Source organism: Paenibacillus sp. FSL P4-0338 (assembly GCF_038002365.1).
GTDB lineage: Bacteria > Bacillota > Bacilli > Paenibacillales > Paenibacillaceae > Paenibacillus_AQ.
On the sequence record NZ_JBBOCG010000001.1, the window covers coordinates 486828 to 503311 of the forward strand.

Annotated in this window: 17 protein-coding genes; 13 read left to right on the forward strand and 4 right to left on the reverse strand. The window is 55.1% G+C overall.

Translation table 11 applies throughout. From position 1 onward, the window contains the following. The first annotated feature begins 35 nt into the window (after positions 1 to 35). The 3 genes from MKZ07_RS02055 (at position 36) to MKZ07_RS02065 (ending at position 2790) form a co-directional block, all read left to right on the forward strand. Positions 36 to 1109, forward strand: coding sequence for a DUF294 nucleotidyltransferase-like domain-containing protein (locus tag MKZ07_RS02055; RefSeq protein WP_076157914.1), 1074 nt, complete (start codon positions 36 to 38; stop codon positions 1107 to 1109). Further along, positions 1106 to 1855 carry an exonuclease domain-containing protein gene (locus tag MKZ07_RS02060; RefSeq protein ID WP_076157633.1) on the forward strand — a complete coding sequence of 250 codons (750 nt, stop codon included), beginning with the start codon at positions 1106 to 1108 and terminating at the stop codon, positions 1853 to 1855. Before MKZ07_RS02055 ends, MKZ07_RS02060 begins: the two co-directional genes overlap by 4 nt. Before the next feature lie 374 nt (positions 1856 to 2229). Then, a complete protein-coding gene (locus MKZ07_RS02065; RefSeq protein WP_076157630.1) occupies positions 2230 to 2790 on the forward strand; it encodes a TlpA family protein disulfide reductase in 561 nt (186 codons plus the stop codon). Between the two features lie 94 nt (positions 2791 to 2884). On the opposite strand, the gene cimA is transcribed toward MKZ07_RS02065, so the two are convergent. After that, positions 2885 to 4504, reverse strand: a complete 1620-nt coding sequence (gene cimA, locus MKZ07_RS02070; protein WP_341024200.1) for a citramalate synthase — start codon at positions 4502 to 4504, stop codon at positions 2885 to 2887. Positions 4505 to 4699: 195 nt separating this feature from the next. Here cimA and MKZ07_RS02075 point away from each other — a divergent pair, with 195 nt between their 5' ends. The 3 genes from MKZ07_RS02075 to MKZ07_RS02085 all read left to right on the forward strand — a co-directional run bounded on the left by MKZ07_RS02075 (position 4700) and on the right by MKZ07_RS02085 (position 8049). Then, a complete protein-coding gene (locus MKZ07_RS02075; protein ID WP_341024201.1) occupies positions 4700 to 5992 on the forward strand; it encodes a DNA polymerase IV in 1293 nt (430 codons plus the stop codon). 159 nt (positions 5993 to 6151) lie between these two features. Beyond that, the gene (locus tag MKZ07_RS02080; protein ID WP_036702186.1) at positions 6152 to 6394 is read left to right on the forward strand and encodes a ferredoxin; all 243 of its coding nucleotides are present in this window, start codon (positions 6152 to 6154) and stop codon (positions 6392 to 6394) included. Positions 6395 to 6591: 197 nt separating this feature from the next. Further along, positions 6592 to 8049: a L,D-transpeptidase family protein gene (locus MKZ07_RS02085; protein WP_341024203.1), complete on the forward strand. Its 1458-nt coding sequence runs from the start codon at positions 6592 to 6594 to the stop codon at positions 8047 to 8049. Here the strand turns inward: MKZ07_RS02085 and MKZ07_RS02090 are convergent. Beyond that, complete coding sequence (locus MKZ07_RS02090) at positions 8046 to 8183, reverse strand: hypothetical protein (protein ID WP_179090444.1); 138 nt, start codon at positions 8181 to 8183, stop codon at positions 8046 to 8048. The genes MKZ07_RS02085 and MKZ07_RS02090 overlap by 4 nt on opposite strands. 244 nt (positions 8184 to 8427) lie before the next feature. Here MKZ07_RS02090 and MKZ07_RS02095 point away from each other — a divergent pair, with 244 nt between their 5' ends. The 7 genes from MKZ07_RS02095 to MKZ07_RS02125 all read left to right on the forward strand — a co-directional run bounded on the left by MKZ07_RS02095 (position 8428) and on the right by MKZ07_RS02125 (position 14657). Continuing rightward, positions 8428 to 8832, forward strand: coding sequence for a hypothetical protein (locus tag MKZ07_RS02095; RefSeq protein WP_036702361.1), 405 nt, complete (start codon positions 8428 to 8430; stop codon positions 8830 to 8832). A 153-nt stretch (positions 8833 to 8985) separates the two neighbouring features. Continuing rightward, positions 8986 to 10080, forward strand: coding sequence for a quinone-dependent dihydroorotate dehydrogenase (locus MKZ07_RS02100; RefSeq protein ID WP_036702182.1), 1095 nt, complete (start codon positions 8986 to 8988; stop codon positions 10078 to 10080). A gap of 27 nt (positions 10081 to 10107) precedes the next feature. After that, complete coding sequence (locus MKZ07_RS02105; protein WP_036702180.1) at positions 10108 to 10920, forward strand: GTP pyrophosphokinase; 813 nt, start codon at positions 10108 to 10110, stop codon at positions 10918 to 10920. Next, positions 10910 to 11374, forward strand: coding sequence for a DUF309 domain-containing protein (locus tag MKZ07_RS02110; RefSeq protein ID WP_036702178.1), 465 nt, complete (start codon positions 10910 to 10912; stop codon positions 11372 to 11374). The genes MKZ07_RS02105 and MKZ07_RS02110 overlap by 11 nt, the downstream gene beginning before the upstream one ends. 68 nt (positions 11375 to 11442) lie before the next feature. After that, positions 11443 to 13059 (forward strand): RsmB/NOP family class I SAM-dependent RNA methyltransferase, encoded by a 1617-nt coding sequence (locus MKZ07_RS02115; RefSeq protein ID WP_036702176.1) that lies wholly within the window; start codon positions 11443 to 11445, stop codon positions 13057 to 13059. Between the two features lie 3 nt (positions 13060 to 13062). Next, the gene (locus MKZ07_RS02120) at positions 13063 to 13827 is read left to right on the forward strand and encodes a pseudouridine synthase (RefSeq protein WP_036702174.1); all 765 of its coding nucleotides are present in this window, start codon (positions 13063 to 13065) and stop codon (positions 13825 to 13827) included. 32 nt (positions 13828 to 13859) lie between these two features. Next, complete coding sequence (locus MKZ07_RS02125) at positions 13860 to 14657, forward strand: Cof-type HAD-IIB family hydrolase (protein WP_036702172.1); 798 nt, start codon at positions 13860 to 13862, stop codon at positions 14655 to 14657. Between the two features lie 98 nt (positions 14658 to 14755). Here the strand turns inward: MKZ07_RS02125 and MKZ07_RS02130 are convergent, their stop codons facing one another. Both MKZ07_RS02130 and MKZ07_RS02135 read right to left on the reverse strand, forming a co-directional pair. Next, positions 14756 to 14845, reverse strand: a complete 90-nt coding sequence (locus MKZ07_RS02130; protein WP_143803672.1) for a sporulation protein YjcZ — start codon at positions 14843 to 14845, stop codon at positions 14756 to 14758. A gap of 116 nt (positions 14846 to 14961) precedes the next feature. Then, positions 14962 to 16368, reverse strand: a complete 1407-nt coding sequence (locus tag MKZ07_RS02135) for an RsmB/NOP family class I SAM-dependent RNA methyltransferase (protein ID WP_341024213.1) — start codon at positions 16366 to 16368, stop codon at positions 14962 to 14964. Positions 16369 to 16484: the final 116 nt, after the last annotated feature.

Sequence of the window (16484 nt, forward strand, 5' to 3'; positions counted from 1 at the left end):
TATACTCAGGCAGGGAGGCGGACCGAGTGGCTTCGATGGAGGCAGCAGATTGGAACGAAGAAGAAAGTTACTTGTCCATCGTAACAGCCGGTTCGCCGGAGGAGCTTAAGGCGAGGCGTACCGCATGTCAGCGAATGCTGCTGGAGCAGCTTAACGTGATTCCCGTTCAGGATTGGATGCACCGGGTCAATGCGATGCATGACCAGCTTGCCGGGACAGCGGTACGGATATGTGAGGCGCAGATGAAGGAGGCGGGCTACGGCCTGCCTCCCTGCGCCTATTCCTTTATTGTATTCGGCAGTGCGGGCCGGCAGGAGGCTACGCTGTGGAGCGATCAGGATAACGGCTTGATTGTGGAGGAAGCGCTGGAGGGTGAGCGGAAAAGGTATTTCGAAGCTTTTGGCAGTATGCTGTCGGATGTGCTTGAGGCCATTGGCTATGAGAAGTGTGAGGGCAGGGTCATGTGCTCTGAGCCGCTCTGGCGGAAGTCACTGGCTGACTGGAAGCGCCAGCTGGCAGACTGGATGGAGCAGCTCGAATGGGAGCCTGTCCGGTACCTGATTATAGCTTCGGATATGCGCCATGTTGCGGGGAGTAAGGCGCTGTCTGCGCAGTGGCGGGAAGCCCTGCATAACGGATTCACGGATAACAGCAAATTGACGATGGCGGTATTGCGCAATACGGTGCGCCATAAGGCAACACTGAATCTGCTGGGACAGGTGCTGACGGAACGGTTCGGTGATAATGCCGGTGGCTTCGATGTCAAATATGGCCTCTACATTCCGCTGGTCAATATCGTCAGGCACTTGTCGCTGCTGCATGGAATCGAAGCATCTTCGACACTGAAGCGGCTGGATGAGCTGGCTAAGCTGGATCAGTATCAACATCTGGAAGAAATCAGGCGGGCTTGTCTGACAGCGCTCAGGATGCGGGTGAATACGCCGTTTACGGTGAAGGACGGCCTGCTCGTGAGCAGTGATTATTATGCCGAGAATGATTTGAAGAATAAGCAGCTCCGGACGGAGCTGCGGGAAAGCCTGCTGCTGATCAGACGCCTGCATAAAGCGCTGCAGCGGCAGCTCCGGTCAGCGGAAAGGAGACAGCTATGAAGGAGCCGAGCAAAGGCGGAGGATTCTGGAATAATCTGCGGCAAGGCGGAATGCCCTCTGCCATCGCTTCCATGAGGGGCGGAGAATCGGCGCAGCAGACAGCCCAGCAAATGGCCTTTATCCGTTCCCTGATGCGCGAGAAGCGGCGTCCCGAGGTGCTGCATACTCCGCTGTCTGAACTGGAGACGGTAATATTCGATCTGGAGACTACGGGCTTCTCCCATCAGGGAGGGGACGAGATTATGTCCATCGGGGCGATCCGGGTAGTAGGGGAAGAGATCAAGTCAGAGGAATGCTTCTATACACTGGTGAACTGCGGGGCAACGATTCCTGACAATATTACGAGACTGACCGGAATCTCAGCCGAGATGACCTCCTCTGCTCCGCCGCTGATGGATGGCCTGCACAACTTCATGTCCTTCGTCGGGCAGCGGGTGCTGGTGGCGCACGGAAGTGCCCATGATAAGGCATTCCTGAACGCTGCCTTATGGAAGACCTCCAAGGTCCAGTTAACCCACCGGGTGCTGGATACGATGATGCTGGCCCGTTGGCTGGAGCCGCACCGCAGCAATTACACGCTGGATGAGCTGCTGGCGATCCATGAGATTCCTATTGAGGGCCGCCATCATGCGCTGGAGGATGCCAAGATGACGGCGAAGCTGTGGGTAGCTTACATCCGCCAGATCTTACAAAAGAATCAGGTAGATACGCTAGGCGACTTGTACGCCTATCTAAGCAGGACCTGAGGGCTATTGTATAAGACTATCCGGATTGCAGTGCAAAGCGGGGACTCATTAAGGTATAGCAGGAAGGCGGCGGGTCCGGCGCTACGTTGCGTATCGGCCTTAGGGCCAATACACATGCCACCCGCTGCGGCAGCGCCAGCAGCTGTCCGCAGGTCTCCTGTGGCAGCCGGGCAGCAGAAGCTTCCCCAGCCTTTGCTGTACGGAAGAGTCCGGTCTGAACAGCCGGAGGCTTCCTTGGCCGCTGTCAGCTTTACCCCTCTCTCTTCATGGGATTTCGTCTTTGACGGAATCCTCTTTTTTATGAATTACGTTTGAAACTGGAGCAAGTGGGGGTACAATAGAGAAAAATCCTCCATGAAAAGGATCTGAACTCTATGAAAGCAGTCCATAAACGGAATGTAACGATTCTGGCCTTGATTGTTTTTCTGGCCGTTCTTGCCATAGAACATAAAATGAAATCGGAGCCTAAGGCGGTTGCAGTCCTGCAGCAGACGGCGGAACCGGAGATTGGTGCCTCCGCCGGACTTAAAGCGCCTCCTTTTACAGTGCAGGAAGGGGATAAGCAATATGGGGTCGATGGGGCAAGGGAGAAGCCGGTCATTCTTAACTTTTGGGCCTCCTGGTGCGATCCTTGCCAACAGGAGGCTCCTGAGCTGAATAAGCTGGCTATGAAATACAGCAAGGTGCTGGATGTCTACGGAATTAACGTGGCCAGCCAGGATTACAAGCCTAATGCGGAACGCTTCGTCAAGAAGTACATGCTGACCTTCCCGGTGATGTATGATCTGAAGGGCCAGATCTTCGACAAGTATAACGGGGCGGTGTTCCCGACCAATGTATTGATTGATAAGAATGGGATAATCAGCGAGATTATTCTGGGGGTCCTGAGCGCAGAGGAATTGGAGAAAAAGATTATCGCGCTGACCGGCTCTTAGCACAGGCGATCAGCCCCATAGTGAAAAGCCCTCCTGCGCGGAAAAAGTTCCGCATCGGAGGGCTTTTGGAGTAAATAGAGCGAAGCCATAGAGGTCAGTGATTGACCAAACCTCTCGGTTCACTGCTGGCAGGAATGCCCTGGTCCAGTGAGATCTGTCCCAGAAGGGCATAGCGCATGGAATCGACCAGAGCCTCCCAGCTCGCTTCGATCACGTTGCTGGATACGCCTACGGTGCTCCAGGTGTCGCTATAGTCCTTGGATTCAATCAGTACGCGTACCTTCGCGGCTGTCTGATCCTGCTCATCCAGCACGCGGACTTTATAGTCGGAGAGGTGCATGTCTTTAAGCTGCGGGAAGTAGGTCTGCAGCGCCTTGCGCAGCGCATTATCCAGTGCGTTGACCGGTCCGTTGCCTTCGGCGGCCGTGTACAGGCTCTCGCCGCCGACCTTCAGCTTGACGAAGGCTTCGGAGACGACAGGGCGGCCGGCGGTTTTCTCAACCAGCATCTTGAACGATTCGAAGGTGAACAGCTCGTTCATCTCACCGGTCGCTTCCCGGAGCAGCAATTCAAGCGAAGCATCCGCGCCTTCGAACTGATACCCCTGATGTTCAAGATCCTTGATCTTGTCAATCACCTTGCGCGCCTGCTCGCTGCTTGGATCAAGGCTGAGTCCCATTTCCTGAGCCTTGGACAGCACATTGCTCTGTCCCGCAAGCTCGGAGACGAGGACACGCTGCTTATTGCCGACCAGCTCAGGGGCGATATGCTCGTACGTTCGTGAATCGCGTAATATGGCGGATACGTGAATGCCGCCCTTGTGGGCGAAGGCAGCTGTGCCGACATAAGGCTGATTCACCGGCATGTTCACGTTGGCGACCTCACTGATGAACCGGGCTGTATTGGTTAACTGCGGCAGAGAATCGCCAGGGATGCAGTGATAGCCCATCTTCAGCTGCAGTGTTGGAATGATGGAACACAGATTGGTATTGCCGCAGCGCTCGCCGTAGCCGTTAATGGTCCCCTGGACCTGCCGGGCACCGGCGCCGATTGCGCTTAGGGTGTTGGCAACCGCAAGCTCACAATCGTTGTGTGTATGAATACCGAGCGATGCTTCCGGGAGCATCACACCGATGCTTGTCACAATATCATGAATCTCATGCGGCAGGGTGCCGCCGTTCGTATCGCACATCACCAGCCAGTCTGCTCCGGCCTCGCGGGCACGGGTGAGAACAGCGGCAGCGTAATCAGGGTTATTTTTGAAGCCGTCGAAGAAATGCTCTGCATCGAAAATGACCTCAAGCCCCTTGTGCTTCAAATAAGAGATGGAATCGCCGATCATGGCCAGGTTCTCTTCCAGAGTGGTCTGCAGGGCAGTATGAACATGGAAATCCCACGATTTGCCCACCAGGGTAGCCGCCGGAACGCCAGCGTTAATCATCCGCTGCAGCCCCTCGTCCTGCTCAGTCACCGTGTTCTTGCGCCGGGTGCTGCCGAATGCGGTAATTTTGGCATTCAGATGAAGCTCCTGGACTCTTTTGAAAAACTCGATATCCTTGTTGTTGCTGCCCGGATTGCCGCCTTCAATATAATGGACACCCAGATCGTCGAGTTTCCTGGCAATCTTCAGCTTGTCATCCGCCGACAGACTGATCCCCTCGCCTTGTGTTCCGTCGCGCAGGGTAGTATCGAAGATGGAGATAGACTTAGACATGAGTGTCCTCCTAAAAGTGTTATTAGCCTTCGCATAGGAAATTAATTTTTATATTATAGCATTTTTACGCGGGAAAGTAACAAAGAACTTTTCACTGCGCTGTCACAAGCGGCTCTCTGGCAAGTTGACCTCCCGCCGGGGTAGAGGTATGCTGACAATAACAATGGAACCCCGAAAGATAAGAAGGTGGATACCATGCAGAGTGTGGATCAATATTATCCGGCAAGCGGCAGGGTTATTCTGCATGTGGACATGAATGCCTTTTACTGCTCTGTGCATGAGGCGGAAGATCCGGAGCAATATAAAGGTAAGGCGACAGCGGTGGCGGGCAGTGTGGAGGCTAGAAGGGGGATTATCGTCACCTGCTCCTACGCCGCGCGCAGGCTGGGCATCTCCACTGGCATGCAGGTGCAGAAGGCGCTGCGGATTTGTCCGTCTTTAATGCTTATTAAGCCGGATTTCCATCTATACCGCAAGTACTCGAATGCTTTTATGCAAATTGCCTACAGCTATACCCCCTTGCTCGAAGCGGTCTCTATAGATGAATGCTATCTCGATATCACCGGCTCCCGTCAATTCGGTACCCCGCTGGAGATTGCCGAGGCGCTGCAGCGGCGCATTATGGAGGAGCTGGGTCTGCCTTGCTCCATCGGGATTGCCCCCAACAAGCTGCTGGCGAAGATCGCTTCTGATCTGAAGAAGCCCAGCGGTATCTCCGTGCTGCGGCTGCGCGATGTGCCGTCCGTGCTGTGGGACAAGCCGTGCAATGAGATGTTCGGCATTGGCAGCAAGACGGCCGAGAAGCTGCGTAAGCTTGGCATCTACAGCATCGGACAGTTGGCGGCCGCGGACGAGGCGATGCTGGTCGGCCATTTCGGCGTCATGGGTGCCTGGCTGAAGCGGGCGGGGAACGGGATTGATCACGGGATCGTGAATCCGCAGCGGGAGCAGAGCAAATCCATCGGCCATACAACCACGCTGCCGCATGATGTAGTGGGGCTGGCTGAGGCGCGCCCGATTCTGCTGAACCTAAGCGATCAGGTCGCGCGGAGGCTGAGGAAGCAGGGGCTGGTCGCAGCGGGGGTACAGCTGACGATCCGCACGCCGGATATGAGGACGATTACCCGCTCCCGCCAGCTAGAGGCTCCCACGGAGAGCGCCGAGGACATCTATAAGGTGGCATGCGACCAGTTCGCGCGCCATTGGAAGGGCGATAAGCCGGTGCGGCTGCTGGGGGTAACGCTCCAGGGGCTGATACCCAAAGAGGAGTCGGCCATTCAGCTGGATCTGTTCGACTACGAACGGCAGCCGAAGAAGGAATCGCTCAATAAGGCGATGGATATGCTGCGCAACAAGTTCGGCGAGAATGCGGTGCTGACCGCAGGGATGCTGAGCGACAGCCACTCGGCGCGGCTGCGTAATCATAAGGAGCGGGGCACCTCGCTGCAGAAGGACAATCTGGGCGGCGCAGACAAGGATATAGACTGAGTTAAGGCCCGCCATCAGCCGCCTGGAGCACCGCAGAGAATGAGGCAATAATGTCAACACATTGAAAATTCATTGAAATTGTATCCTATTTATATTAATATGAGAAAAATAACAGGCTGCGACTGCAGGCTGTATAGTTAAGCGGGAGGCAGAGAAAAAATGGCTAAGTACACTTGGGTCGAGAAGGACACATGCATCGCTTGTGGTGCTTGTGGCGCGACGGCCCCTGATATTTTTGATTACGATGATGAAGGTTTGGCAGAAGTGATCTATGAGAACGACGGCAACCACGGTAATGTAGTGATTCCGGACGACTTGTTCGATGACCTGCAGGATTCAGCTGACGGATGCCCTACAGATTCCATTAAGATTGCAGATGCACCTTTCAACAAAGAGGGCTAAGCTTCTGCCGTCTACATAAAGACATCTCCGGTCCGCAATAAATGCGGCTTGAGGTGTCTTTTTTTGCATTCCTTGCCGATATAAAATAGAAGATACATACGCATACATAACCATATAACCAAAAGCGGGAAGGATCGGAGGGGGACTTAAGGATCGGCTGGAGCGTAAGCGGCCGGAGGTGAGAGGGGTTCCCCGCAGTGACGACTGAGCTTAAAGTGGAGGCCAACATGAAGAATGCTCAGCATCTAAAAGCCTATGTACAGATGCATCCGGATAATAAGATGGCATGGTACTTGCTTGGTAAGGAATACTATAAGAACGGCCAGTATGGAAAAGCGAATTACTGTTACAATCAGGCCGGGGAAGTGTATGAGGCTTTTGAACGCAGCAAGGTGCCGGCGGAAATGCTGCAGCAGTACGAGGAAGGGCTACTGGAATCGGCCCGGGAACGGCAGACCGCGAGGCTCAGGAAGCGCCGGGTGCTGCTTGCTCTAATGCTGCTGCTGCTCATGCTTATTCCGGCTGCCGTCGCACCGGGAATTCAGCCGGAGAGAGCGGGTACCGCTGCGCCAGCCGCGAATATTTCAGCCGTGCTGCCGCCGGAGAGCGCCGAAGAGACACAGGTGAGTCCGCGAGAACCGGCAAGTCTGGATTTCACGGCTGTCGCGGCGGATGCTGCTACGGGAGGCGGGGGGCTGGCAGCCATCCTGAAGTCTGCGAAGACGCCTTCCGCCACCGCACTGCTCAGTATGAAGCGCTCGGGCAAATGGCTGCTGTGGAAGAAAGGGCTGCCGCTGGAGGCTACCCTTGCTAAGAGCGGAGAAGGGCGTATAGTCTATCAGTCCTATAATCAGGCAGCGTGCGCTTGCCAGCCGCCGGATCCGGCAGAGCTTAAGCAGCAGGGGCTGAACTGGCAGAAGCAGCAGGAGGAGCTTGCTGTGCTCTGGAGTGCGCTGCTTGCGTACAAGAACAGCAAGGGAGCATATCCCGAAGTGGTACAGGAATTAGTGAAGCCGTTCCCGGCGAACGTGCTGGGCGGCATCACCCCGCTGATGAAGGAAGCCTTCGCACCGCTGCGCAGTGCCGCACGGGGAGAGGCGCCGCTGCTCTCTGCATCTCCACAGCCGTCAGGAGGCCAAGAGGCGGGTACTCCGGGGCAAGAGCAGACAGGCGGACGTCCGGCGGCGGGGCCGGGGGAGAAGCTTTTTTTCAAACAACCGCTTGCTATCATTGTTGATAAGCAAAACTACCGTCTGGCGGTCACCAGCGGAAATGTGATTGTACGGAATTATCCTGTGGGACTCGGCGGAGATAAGACACCTGAAGGAGAGTTCTTCATTAAGGATAAGGTCGTGAACCCGAACGGGCGCGATAACGGGGAATTCGGCAGCCGCGGTATGCAGCTCTCGGACAGTAATTATGCAATTCATGGGACGAATGAGCCGGATAGCATCGGCAAGGATGAGTCGCTGGGGTGTATCCGGATGAGCCGGAAGGATGTGGAGGAGCTGTTCGCGATGGTGCCGATGGGCACGAAGGTTCAGATCAGTCAAGGGGTTCTGCCTGAGGAGCTGGTCGTACCGGAGGAACGTTTCCCTTCGGATTCGCCCCGCAATCAGACCAACCCCCACAAAGTGTACCATTGGCTGAACTAATTCCCGACTAAGATAAATAAAACGGCGATAAGCGCAATCAGCAGTACCAGACTGGCGCTGATCCACAGAATGGCTTTGCGGTTCACTTCTTCTTTTTTCTGCTGGAGTGTAGGAGGCTTACGTTTGGTTGACATTATGTCACGCTTCTTTCTCTCTTAGTCTGTGATAACCCTTACATGTGAGGATTGGCGGCGGTGTATTGAACTTGTGCCCGCTCCTCTATTCTAGTCTGGATGAAAAGACAAGTCTAGCTGCAATCTCTTGCGGCAGGACTGGATTGCCGAAGCCTTAGTCTATACAGAGGAATACAGGCTGGAGTATCATAAGGAAGGTTTCATGCTGGAGCCTGAAGAACACAGAAGCAGGAGTGATGCTGCCATGGCAAGCAGATCCAAAAGCGAAATTCCGGTGCTGCTATACCGCTATGCAGGTCCCCGGAGGAATATAGGGTTCACCTTTTCCCGGTATAATTTGAACATGGAAGAGGGCGGGAGTGCACCTGAAGAGATGCTGTTTATCTATGAAGAGGACTTCGAGTATCTTAAGCCTGCGGTGGCCAGGGTGTTCCCTGTAGCCAATCCCTTCACTGGAGAAGAGCAGACATCGCTGGACCCGTGCTGGGAGAATCCTATTCCAAAGAGCTTGTGGGAGTCCATCTTGTCTGAGCTTGAGCAGCAGCGGGTTAGAGACTCTGAACTACAGGATTTCCTGAACCAGTTCATAAGCTGGGCAAGGAATCACCTGCGGACTGCGGACGGAATTGAAATTACGGGGAATCTGTGAATTGGCGGCGGCGTCAAGGAAGTGCGGCAAGGCGGGGACAATTGCTGCGGCAAAAAACTTTTCTTTTCCCCCGGAAACGGATAAAATTAAGAAGAAATCTATAGATACGGGAGTCGTCATGTCAATTGTGGTTCCCTTGAAGGAGCGAGAACGGTGCTGTATCGACATTTTGGCAAGCCAATTTTCTTTAAAATGGATCCGGAGACGGCGCATCATCTCGTCATCGGGGGACTGAATAAAGCTGATCTGGTTCCCGGCGGGAGCGCAGCTATGCGCTTGATGTACGGGGTTCCTGAGACAGCTGATCTTGCAGTGGACCTGTTCGGGGTACATTTCCCGACCCCAGTAGGCTTAGCGGCAGGACTGGATAAGAATGCGGAAGCGGTAGGAGGATTCTCTTCGATCGGCTTCGGATTTATGGAGGTAGGCACGGTAACTCCGGTAGGCCAGCCCGGCAATGACAGTCCCCGGCTGTTCCGGCTGCTGCCTGACAAGGCACTTATTAACCGGATGGGCTTCAATAATGAAGGCGCTGAGGCTATGGCTGAACGTCTCAAGAAGCTGAAGAAGCGCAGAATTCCGGTGGCGGTCAATATCGGACGAAACAAGGCCACCCCGAATGAATTGGCGCATGAGGATTACCGCAAGTGTATCCGTACGCTGTATCCGTACGGTGATTTTTTTGTGGTCAATATCAGCTCGCCGAATACCCCGGATCTCCGGAGTCTTCAGCATGGCAGCGAGCTCTCGAACCTGCTTAGCGAGGTTAAGGAAGAGATGGAGCTGCAGCGGGTCAAGACGGGCATCACGAAGGGGCTGCTGGTCAAGATCGCTCCCGATGTCAGTGACGCTGAGCTGGAATATATGGTACATACCATCACGGAAGCCGGAATGGACGGCATCATTGCGACCAATACGACACTCTCCCGTGAAGGGCTGCAGAGCGACAAAGCCGGTGAGACAGGCGGGCTGAGCGGCCAGCCGCTGCGCGAACGTTCTACAGAGATTATCCGCAGAATCTATAGCCAGACGGGCGGCAAGCTGCCGATTATCGGGTCGGGCGGGATCTTTACAGCCCAGGATGCTTACGATAAGATACGGGCGGGCGCCAGTCTGGTCGAAATTTATACAGCACTCATCTATGAAGGGCCGGAGGTTAACCGTAGAGTGCATGCCGGACTACGGCAGCTGCTGCGGCGGGACGGCTTCCAGAGGCTCCTTGATGCGGTAGGCGCTGATCATCACTGAAGGATGAATGGACAGGAGGACAAGGCGATGGACGTCAGGGACTGGGGAACTTTTCTGCTTCCTTATGAACAAACGGTGGAGGAATTGAAGGTTAAATTCAAGACGATGCGCTCCGAACTCAAGAAAAGGGAAGAATATACTCCAATTGAATTCGTTACCGGCCGTGTGAAGCGGCTGTCTAGCATACTTGAGAAGGCCAAACGGTTAAACGTAAAAATGGAGGATCTGGAAACGGGCATCGAGGATATCGCCGGCATTCGCATTATGTGCCAGTTCGTCGAGGATATCCGCAGAGTGGCGGAATACATCCGCGCCCGCAAGGACCTTGAAGTGTTATATGAGAAGGACTACATTACCAATTATAAGGAGAGCGGCTACCGCAGCTTCCATATGATAATAAGGTATCCGGTACAGACTGCACTGGGTCAAAAGATTGTACTGGCTGAAATTCAAATCCGTACACTGGCGATGAACTTCTGGGCAACCATTGAGCATTCGCTGAATTATAAATACCGGGAGAGCCTGCCCGATGAAATGCGGGTGCGCCTGAAGACGGCAGCAGAAGCGGCTTCCATTCTGGACAGCGAGATGTCCAGCATCCGGGAAGAGATTCTGGAGGCCCAGAAGACCTTCGAGGAGAACTCGAACATGACGACCCAATTGCTGAAGGCCATTCATCAACTGTATTTCTATCATCTTGTGAATGAAGCGATTGAGAGCCAGGAGCGGTTCAATGCGATCTGGCAGGCTCAGGATATGGATGCAATGAAGGACCTGCTGGATCATGTGCGCGAGCTGCTCTCGAATGCCAAGAAGGGCAGCGAGCCGGATGGCTTATGAACCGCTGTATCTGGCCTACCTCATCTACTTCAACCGGGACAGGGATTATTTCGAATGTCATGAGGTGCTTGAGGAATTATGGCTGGAAAAGCAGCGTGATCCGTTATACAAAGCTCTGCTGCAGGTGGCAGTCGGGCTGTACCATTTCCGTAATGCCAATGTGCGCGGCGGTCTGATTCTGCTGAAGCAGTCTCATGAAGTACTGGGCAGATATCCGGCGGTGACGCTGGGGATTGATTTGGGGAAGCTGGTCCGGGAAGCTGGGGAGTATGTTGCCCGTCTGGAGGCTTACGACGATCAGCCCTTTGATTATTATGATTTGACGATTAGCATCTTAGACCCCCTGCTGGAGGAAGAAGTCAGGCTGGCGGCTGAGTCTACTCCGCCTGTGCTGCCCCAGCGGCGTGGGCCGCAGCGGCCGGATAGACCCAGGCATAGGCCGGATGGCGCTTGACCATAGCAAGGTTACAACAGGAGCACCCGCAGGGGTGTTCCTGATTATTTGAGCGGGAGGAAGGCATCATGACAGCACAACTGCCCGGAGCTTTCGCAGAGCGTATGAAAGAGCTGCTGGGACCGGAATATGAGCAATTTGTAGATACCTATCAGCAGTCACCTTACGGGGGAATTCGGGCCAATACACTGAAAATAACGGTGGACGGGCTGCGGGAGCGTTCCCCCTTCACCCTGGAGCCGATTCCCTGGTGCCCTTCGGGGTTCTATACCGGAGAGGGAGCCAGACCCGGCAAGCACCCCTATTATCATGCGGGGCTGTACTATATTCAAGAGCCGAGTGCCATGGCCCCGGTTGAACTGCTGGACGTTCAGCCGGGGGACCGTGTGCTTGATCTGTGCGCAGCCCCGGGCGGCAAGTCTACCCAGATTGCTGCCAAGCTGCAGGGCGAAGGCCTGCTGATTTCGAATGACCTGCATCCTGAACGGACGAAGGCGCTCGCGAAGAATTTGGAGCTGTACGGCGTACGGAACGGCATTGTACTGAACGAGCGCCCGGAGCGGATTGCGGCGGCCTTTCCCCGCTTCTTCGACCGGATTCTGATCGACGCGCCGTGTTCCGGTGAAGGCATGTTCCGCAAGGACGAGGATATGGTCAGACAGTGGGAGCCGGGAACCCCGGACAAATATGCGGAGATGCAGCGGGAGATTTTGCGGGCCGCAGCGACGGCACTGAAACCGGGCGGAACGATGGTCTACTCGACATGCACCTTCGCGCCGGAAGAGGACGAGGAGTTGGTGGCCAGGTTCCTGTCCGGGCATCCGCAGTTCTCGCTGGTTCCCGTAGGCGGAACCGGCCCGTTCGCTGCGGGCCTCAGTCCATTGCTGGGTGCGGCGCGGCTGTGGCCGCATAAGGTCAAGGGGGAAGGGCATTTCATGGCGGTACTGCGCCATGATGGAAGTGGCGGAGCGGAGAGTGAGGCATTTGAGGCCGGTTCAGCAGAGAATGGAGCTACGGTGACAGACACTTTAGAGAACGTAAAAGCAGGAAATGATCTTAACGAGAGAAGTCTGTCCGCTGCGCCCCGGAGCAAGGCTGGCAAAACAGACTTTCATAGTAAGGCAGTTCCCGGTAAGGCAGATCACGGCCGGGGCAGCAAGGGAGGACGCGGATCTGGACACGGCTCCGGCTCTGGTAGAGCCGGAACGGGTCCAGGTCCGCAGTCACAGCGAACTGGCGGGGAAGCGATAGCGTTCGCGGTCTATGCGGACTTTATTCAAGAGCTGCTGGGGACACAACCGCCCGGACATGCCATATGGTTCGGCGACCATCTATATATATCCCCGTTACCGCGTGAAGCGCTGGACGGTCTGAAGACAGTTCGGCCGGGCTGGTATGTGGGGCAGATCAAGAGCGGAAGATTCGTTCCCGGTCATCCGCTCGCTACAGCACTGCGTCCTGAGGAATGCAGCCGCTGGGTATCGCTATCCAGCGCCGGCGGGGAAGCAGTCTCCTACCTGAAGGGGGAGACCTTGTCAATCCCCGTAGAGCGCTTGTCGATTAAGGAAGGACATGCTTACAAAGGTTATACCCTCGTCTGCATCGATGGCTTCAGCGCAGGCTGGGGCAAATGGCAGGAAGGGCTACTGAAGAACGAATATCCCGCAGGGTGGAGGTGGACTTAGAATATGGCTACAGGAGGAACTGCGAATAAGAAGCAACGGATTGACAAGGTGCTGTCCCACATGGGGATCGGCTCGCGCAGTGATATCCGCAAGCAGGCCAAGCAGGGCCTGATCACAGTAAATGGAGCTGTCGTCAAAGACAGCGGATTCCACGTAGACACGCAGCATGATCGCATAGAGGTTGGCGGGGAGCCGGTCCTCTACCGGGAATTCATTTATCTGATGATGAATAAACCGCCGGGTGTATTATCCGCTACCGAGGATAAACGGGACCGCACGGTTCTGGATCTGCTGAAGCAGGAGTATGTGCTGTTCGAGCCGTTCCCGGTCGGGCGGCTGGATAAGGATACCGTGGGTCTGCTGCTGCTCACGAATGACGGCAAGCTGGCACATGAGTTGCTGTCCCCGCGTAAGCATGTCCCCAAAACCTACGAGGCCACTGTCGAGGGTGAGGTCGATGCAGCGGATGTGGCTGCTTTTGCCGAGGGTGTGGAATTGGAGGATGGTTATGTGACCCTGCCTGCGCAGCTTAGCATTCTAAGCAGAGAACGGGGCAGCCGCGTGCTGTCGTATATCTCACTCACCATTACGGAAGGCAAATTCCATCAGGTGAAGCGGATGTTCGTGGCTGTCGGGAAAAAGGTAGTGTTCCTGAAACGGGTGTCGATGGGCGAACTGAAGCTGGACGAGACGCTGCCCGAGGGAGCTTGCCGGGAGCTCACGGCCCGTGAGCTTACGCTGCTGCGCGGCGGCGGGGCTGCGGAATAGAGGTATACTATACAGAGATAGGATGATGGGGTATGAAATACAAACTGATTGCACTGGATGTAGACGGAACATTGCTGAATGATGATCATCAGCTCAGTGAAGAGAACAAAGCGGCGATTGCCGAGGTCACGCGCCAGGGCGGGCAGATTGTACTCTGCACAGGGCGCAGTCCGCAGAATTCGATTCCTTTTATGGAGGAGATGGGCTTGTCAGGGTATGTGCTGGGCCATAACGGAGCGGCTACGGTGAGTGTCAAGGACCGTAAGGTACTGCACCAGTATGGGCTGGATGCCAGAGGGCTGGATCCGTATATTGCCTATTGCCGCGAGCGTGATATCCATTTTGATGTGAACACTGCGTTTGAGATGTATGTGGACAATGTGGAGAACCTTACGAAGGAAGCTCACTTTATGTATGAGCATTTCCGTATTATGCCTGCATCTCTTCCGGCCTGGGAGGAGTTTCGCGAACCGATTGTAAAATTCACTGTGTTCACACAGTCGGATATTCTGGATGAAGCGCAGCGGGAGTGGGCTACTTGGGGAGAGCAGTACAATATTCTGCGCAGCGGAGAGTTCTTCGTTGATTTGATGCACCCGGAATCCTCCAAAGGCAATGCCCTGAAGCATCTGGCAGCTGAGCTTGGCATCCCGCAAGAGCAGGTGCTGTCGATCGGCAACTATTATAATGATATTTCCATGCTGACGTATGCCGGTCTGGGTGTGGCGATGGATAACTCTCCGGTGGAGGTCAAAGCATCCGCAGATGTGATCACAGGCACCAATAATGCGAACGGCGTGCGCGATGCGCTGGTGAAATATTGTTTGTAAGTGGAAAAGTGCAATATGTATAGTGATGAAAAAGCAGCCTGCCCCCATTAAGGGAGCAGGCTGCTTGAGGTCCGTGTGCTGTGCTGCTTATAGCGGAATTAGACGAACAACGAACGGGAAATGATTACGAGCAATATGAAGAGTACCAAAATCGCACCGGTCGAAGTGAAGCCTACACCTGCACCCATGTCTGATTCCTCCCTTGATTCATGTCTGTTCCCATTTGCCGGCACTTAAGTCCGGCGGATCTCCATGGGATAATGACATCATATGCGTAGGGAGGCTTCATGAACTGGTCAACTGCCTAAACCTCGTCAAGATGGGCTTTTAGAGTCCGCAGGCCCTTGGGCAAATGATTCTTGAGCTGGCCTGAGCTGGCTTTGCCCCAGCCTACGGGCAAGCCGTCTACGGTCACCAGGGTCCAGCCATGCAGGCTTGGCGGAACCGGCAGACTCTCCCCGCGCAGCCAGGCCTGGATCTCCGGGCCTTCCGCAGGCATATCATAGCTGCGCGCCGCCTGATCCGGCTGGAGTGCCATGGCCAGAGCGTGGGCAGGCTCGATCCGGTTCTTCTTAAGATGGGCAATATGCAGTCCGGCACGCGGTACCTTGAGTCCGTCCAGTATCCCGGTATGCAGCCGCTCGCTGAACACCTCAGGCAGCAGATACAGGGATTCGCCGAATAGAAGCGGAACGCCGCGATCGGCGAATCCGGGCAGCTCTGCCTCTGCCCAGCTCATGAATTGTTGATAGGCCTCCCTAAGCGTAGCATTTGTCTTCGGACCATTACTGCCGCGTTCACCGCGCTTGCCTTTGCTTTTACGTGGAGCAGAATCTGTCTGGTCAGCGGAAGCAGCCTTGTGCAGCAGGGCCACGAAATGCCCTTCACCCCGCTCCAGGTGCGGCCACAGCCGCTTCGTAACGATCAGCTCCATATCGGGATAGGTCTGCACGAAGCGCTCCATTGTCTCCTCATTCTCCTTGCGGTTGAAGGTACAGGTCGAATAGACCATATGACCGCCAGGCTTCAGCATCAAATACGCATCCTGCAGAATATCCCACTGTCTGGCTACACAGATCTCCACATGCTTCGGGGACCATTCGTCTATCGCCGCAGGGTCTTTGCGGAACATCCCTTCACCGGAGCAAGGTGCGTCCAGCATAATGCGGTCGAACACCTCAGGGAATCTTCGGGAGAGATCACCGGGAGCTGCGGAGGTAACCAGCGTGTTGCTTATGCCGAGCCGCTCTACGTTTTCGGCCAGGATTTTGGCCCGCTCCGGGTGGATTTCATTGGAGATGAGCAGCCCTTGACCTTGCATCAGTGAGGCGATATGAGTGGTTTTGCCGCCGGGAGCGGCCGCCAGGTCGAGAACGATCTCTCCGGGAAGCGGCTTCAGCAGCTCGGCTGCGGACATTGCGGAGGGCTCCTGAATATAATATAGTCCGGCGGTATGATAAGGATGTCTTCCCGGCCGAACCGGGTCCTCATAGTAGAAGCCTGACGGACACCATGCTATCTGTGACAGGCCGAATTGTGAGATTGCCTTCTCCGCTGCGGCGTGGCCGGAAGGTGCACTGCTTTTTAACGTATTGAACCGCAGACCCTGGGTCCGCTTAGCAAGATAGCTCTCCAGAAAAGCGTCCGCCGTATCCCCTAGCATCTCTCTAATGTTAGCGGTGTAAGCGGCAGGCAGCCGTTCTTCATTCATCTTTCATTCTCCTCTAGTCAAAATCCAAGATAAGTAAAGCTGTCATCTTAGTTGCTGTTTCGGGTGGATACCGATAAAATTAAGATATGGAACCTTAGCGTACCTACACCTGTAAT

Coding starts and splice junctions, on each gene's coding strand:
- MKZ07_RS02120 (WP_036702174.1), top strand. CDS start 13,063: ATGGCTACAGGAGGAACTGCGAATAAGAAGCAACGGATTGACAAGGTG.
- MKZ07_RS02125 (WP_036702172.1), top strand. CDS start 13,860: ATGAAATACAAACTGATTGCACTGGATGTAGACGGAACATTGCTGAAT.
- MKZ07_RS02055 (WP_076157914.1), top strand. CDS start 36: ATGGAGGCAGCAGATTGGAACGAAGAAGAAAGTTACTTGTCCATCGTA.
- MKZ07_RS02060 (WP_076157633.1), top strand. CDS start 1,106: ATGAAGGAGCCGAGCAAAGGCGGAGGATTCTGGAATAATCTGCGGCAA.
- MKZ07_RS02110 (WP_036702178.1), top strand. CDS start 10,910: ATGGCTTATGAACCGCTGTATCTGGCCTACCTCATCTACTTCAACCGG.
- cimA (WP_341024200.1), bottom strand. CDS start 4,504: ATGTCTAAGTCTATCTCCATCTTCGATACTACCCTGCGCGACGGAACA.
- MKZ07_RS02080 (WP_036702186.1), top strand. CDS start 6,152: ATGGCTAAGTACACTTGGGTCGAGAAGGACACATGCATCGCTTGTGGT.
- MKZ07_RS02090 (WP_179090444.1), bottom strand. CDS start 8,183: ATGTCAACCAAACGTAAGCCTCCTACACTCCAGCAGAAAAAAGAAGAA.
- MKZ07_RS02135 (WP_341024213.1), bottom strand. CDS start 16,368: ATGAATGAAGAACGGCTGCCTGCCGCTTACACCGCTAACATTAGAGAG.
- MKZ07_RS02065 (WP_076157630.1), top strand. CDS start 2,230: ATGAAAGCAGTCCATAAACGGAATGTAACGATTCTGGCCTTGATTGTT.
- MKZ07_RS02105 (WP_036702180.1), top strand. CDS start 10,108: ATGGACGTCAGGGACTGGGGAACTTTTCTGCTTCCTTATGAACAAACG.
- MKZ07_RS02095 (WP_036702361.1), top strand. CDS start 8,428: ATGGCAAGCAGATCCAAAAGCGAAATTCCGGTGCTGCTATACCGCTAT.
- MKZ07_RS02115 (WP_036702176.1), top strand. CDS start 11,443: ATGACAGCACAACTGCCCGGAGCTTTCGCAGAGCGTATGAAAGAGCTG.
- MKZ07_RS02075 (WP_341024201.1), top strand. CDS start 4,700: ATGCAGAGTGTGGATCAATATTATCCGGCAAGCGGCAGGGTTATTCTG.
- MKZ07_RS02130 (WP_143803672.1), bottom strand. CDS start 14,845: ATGGGTGCAGGTGTAGGCTTCACTTCGACCGGTGCGATTTTGGTACTC.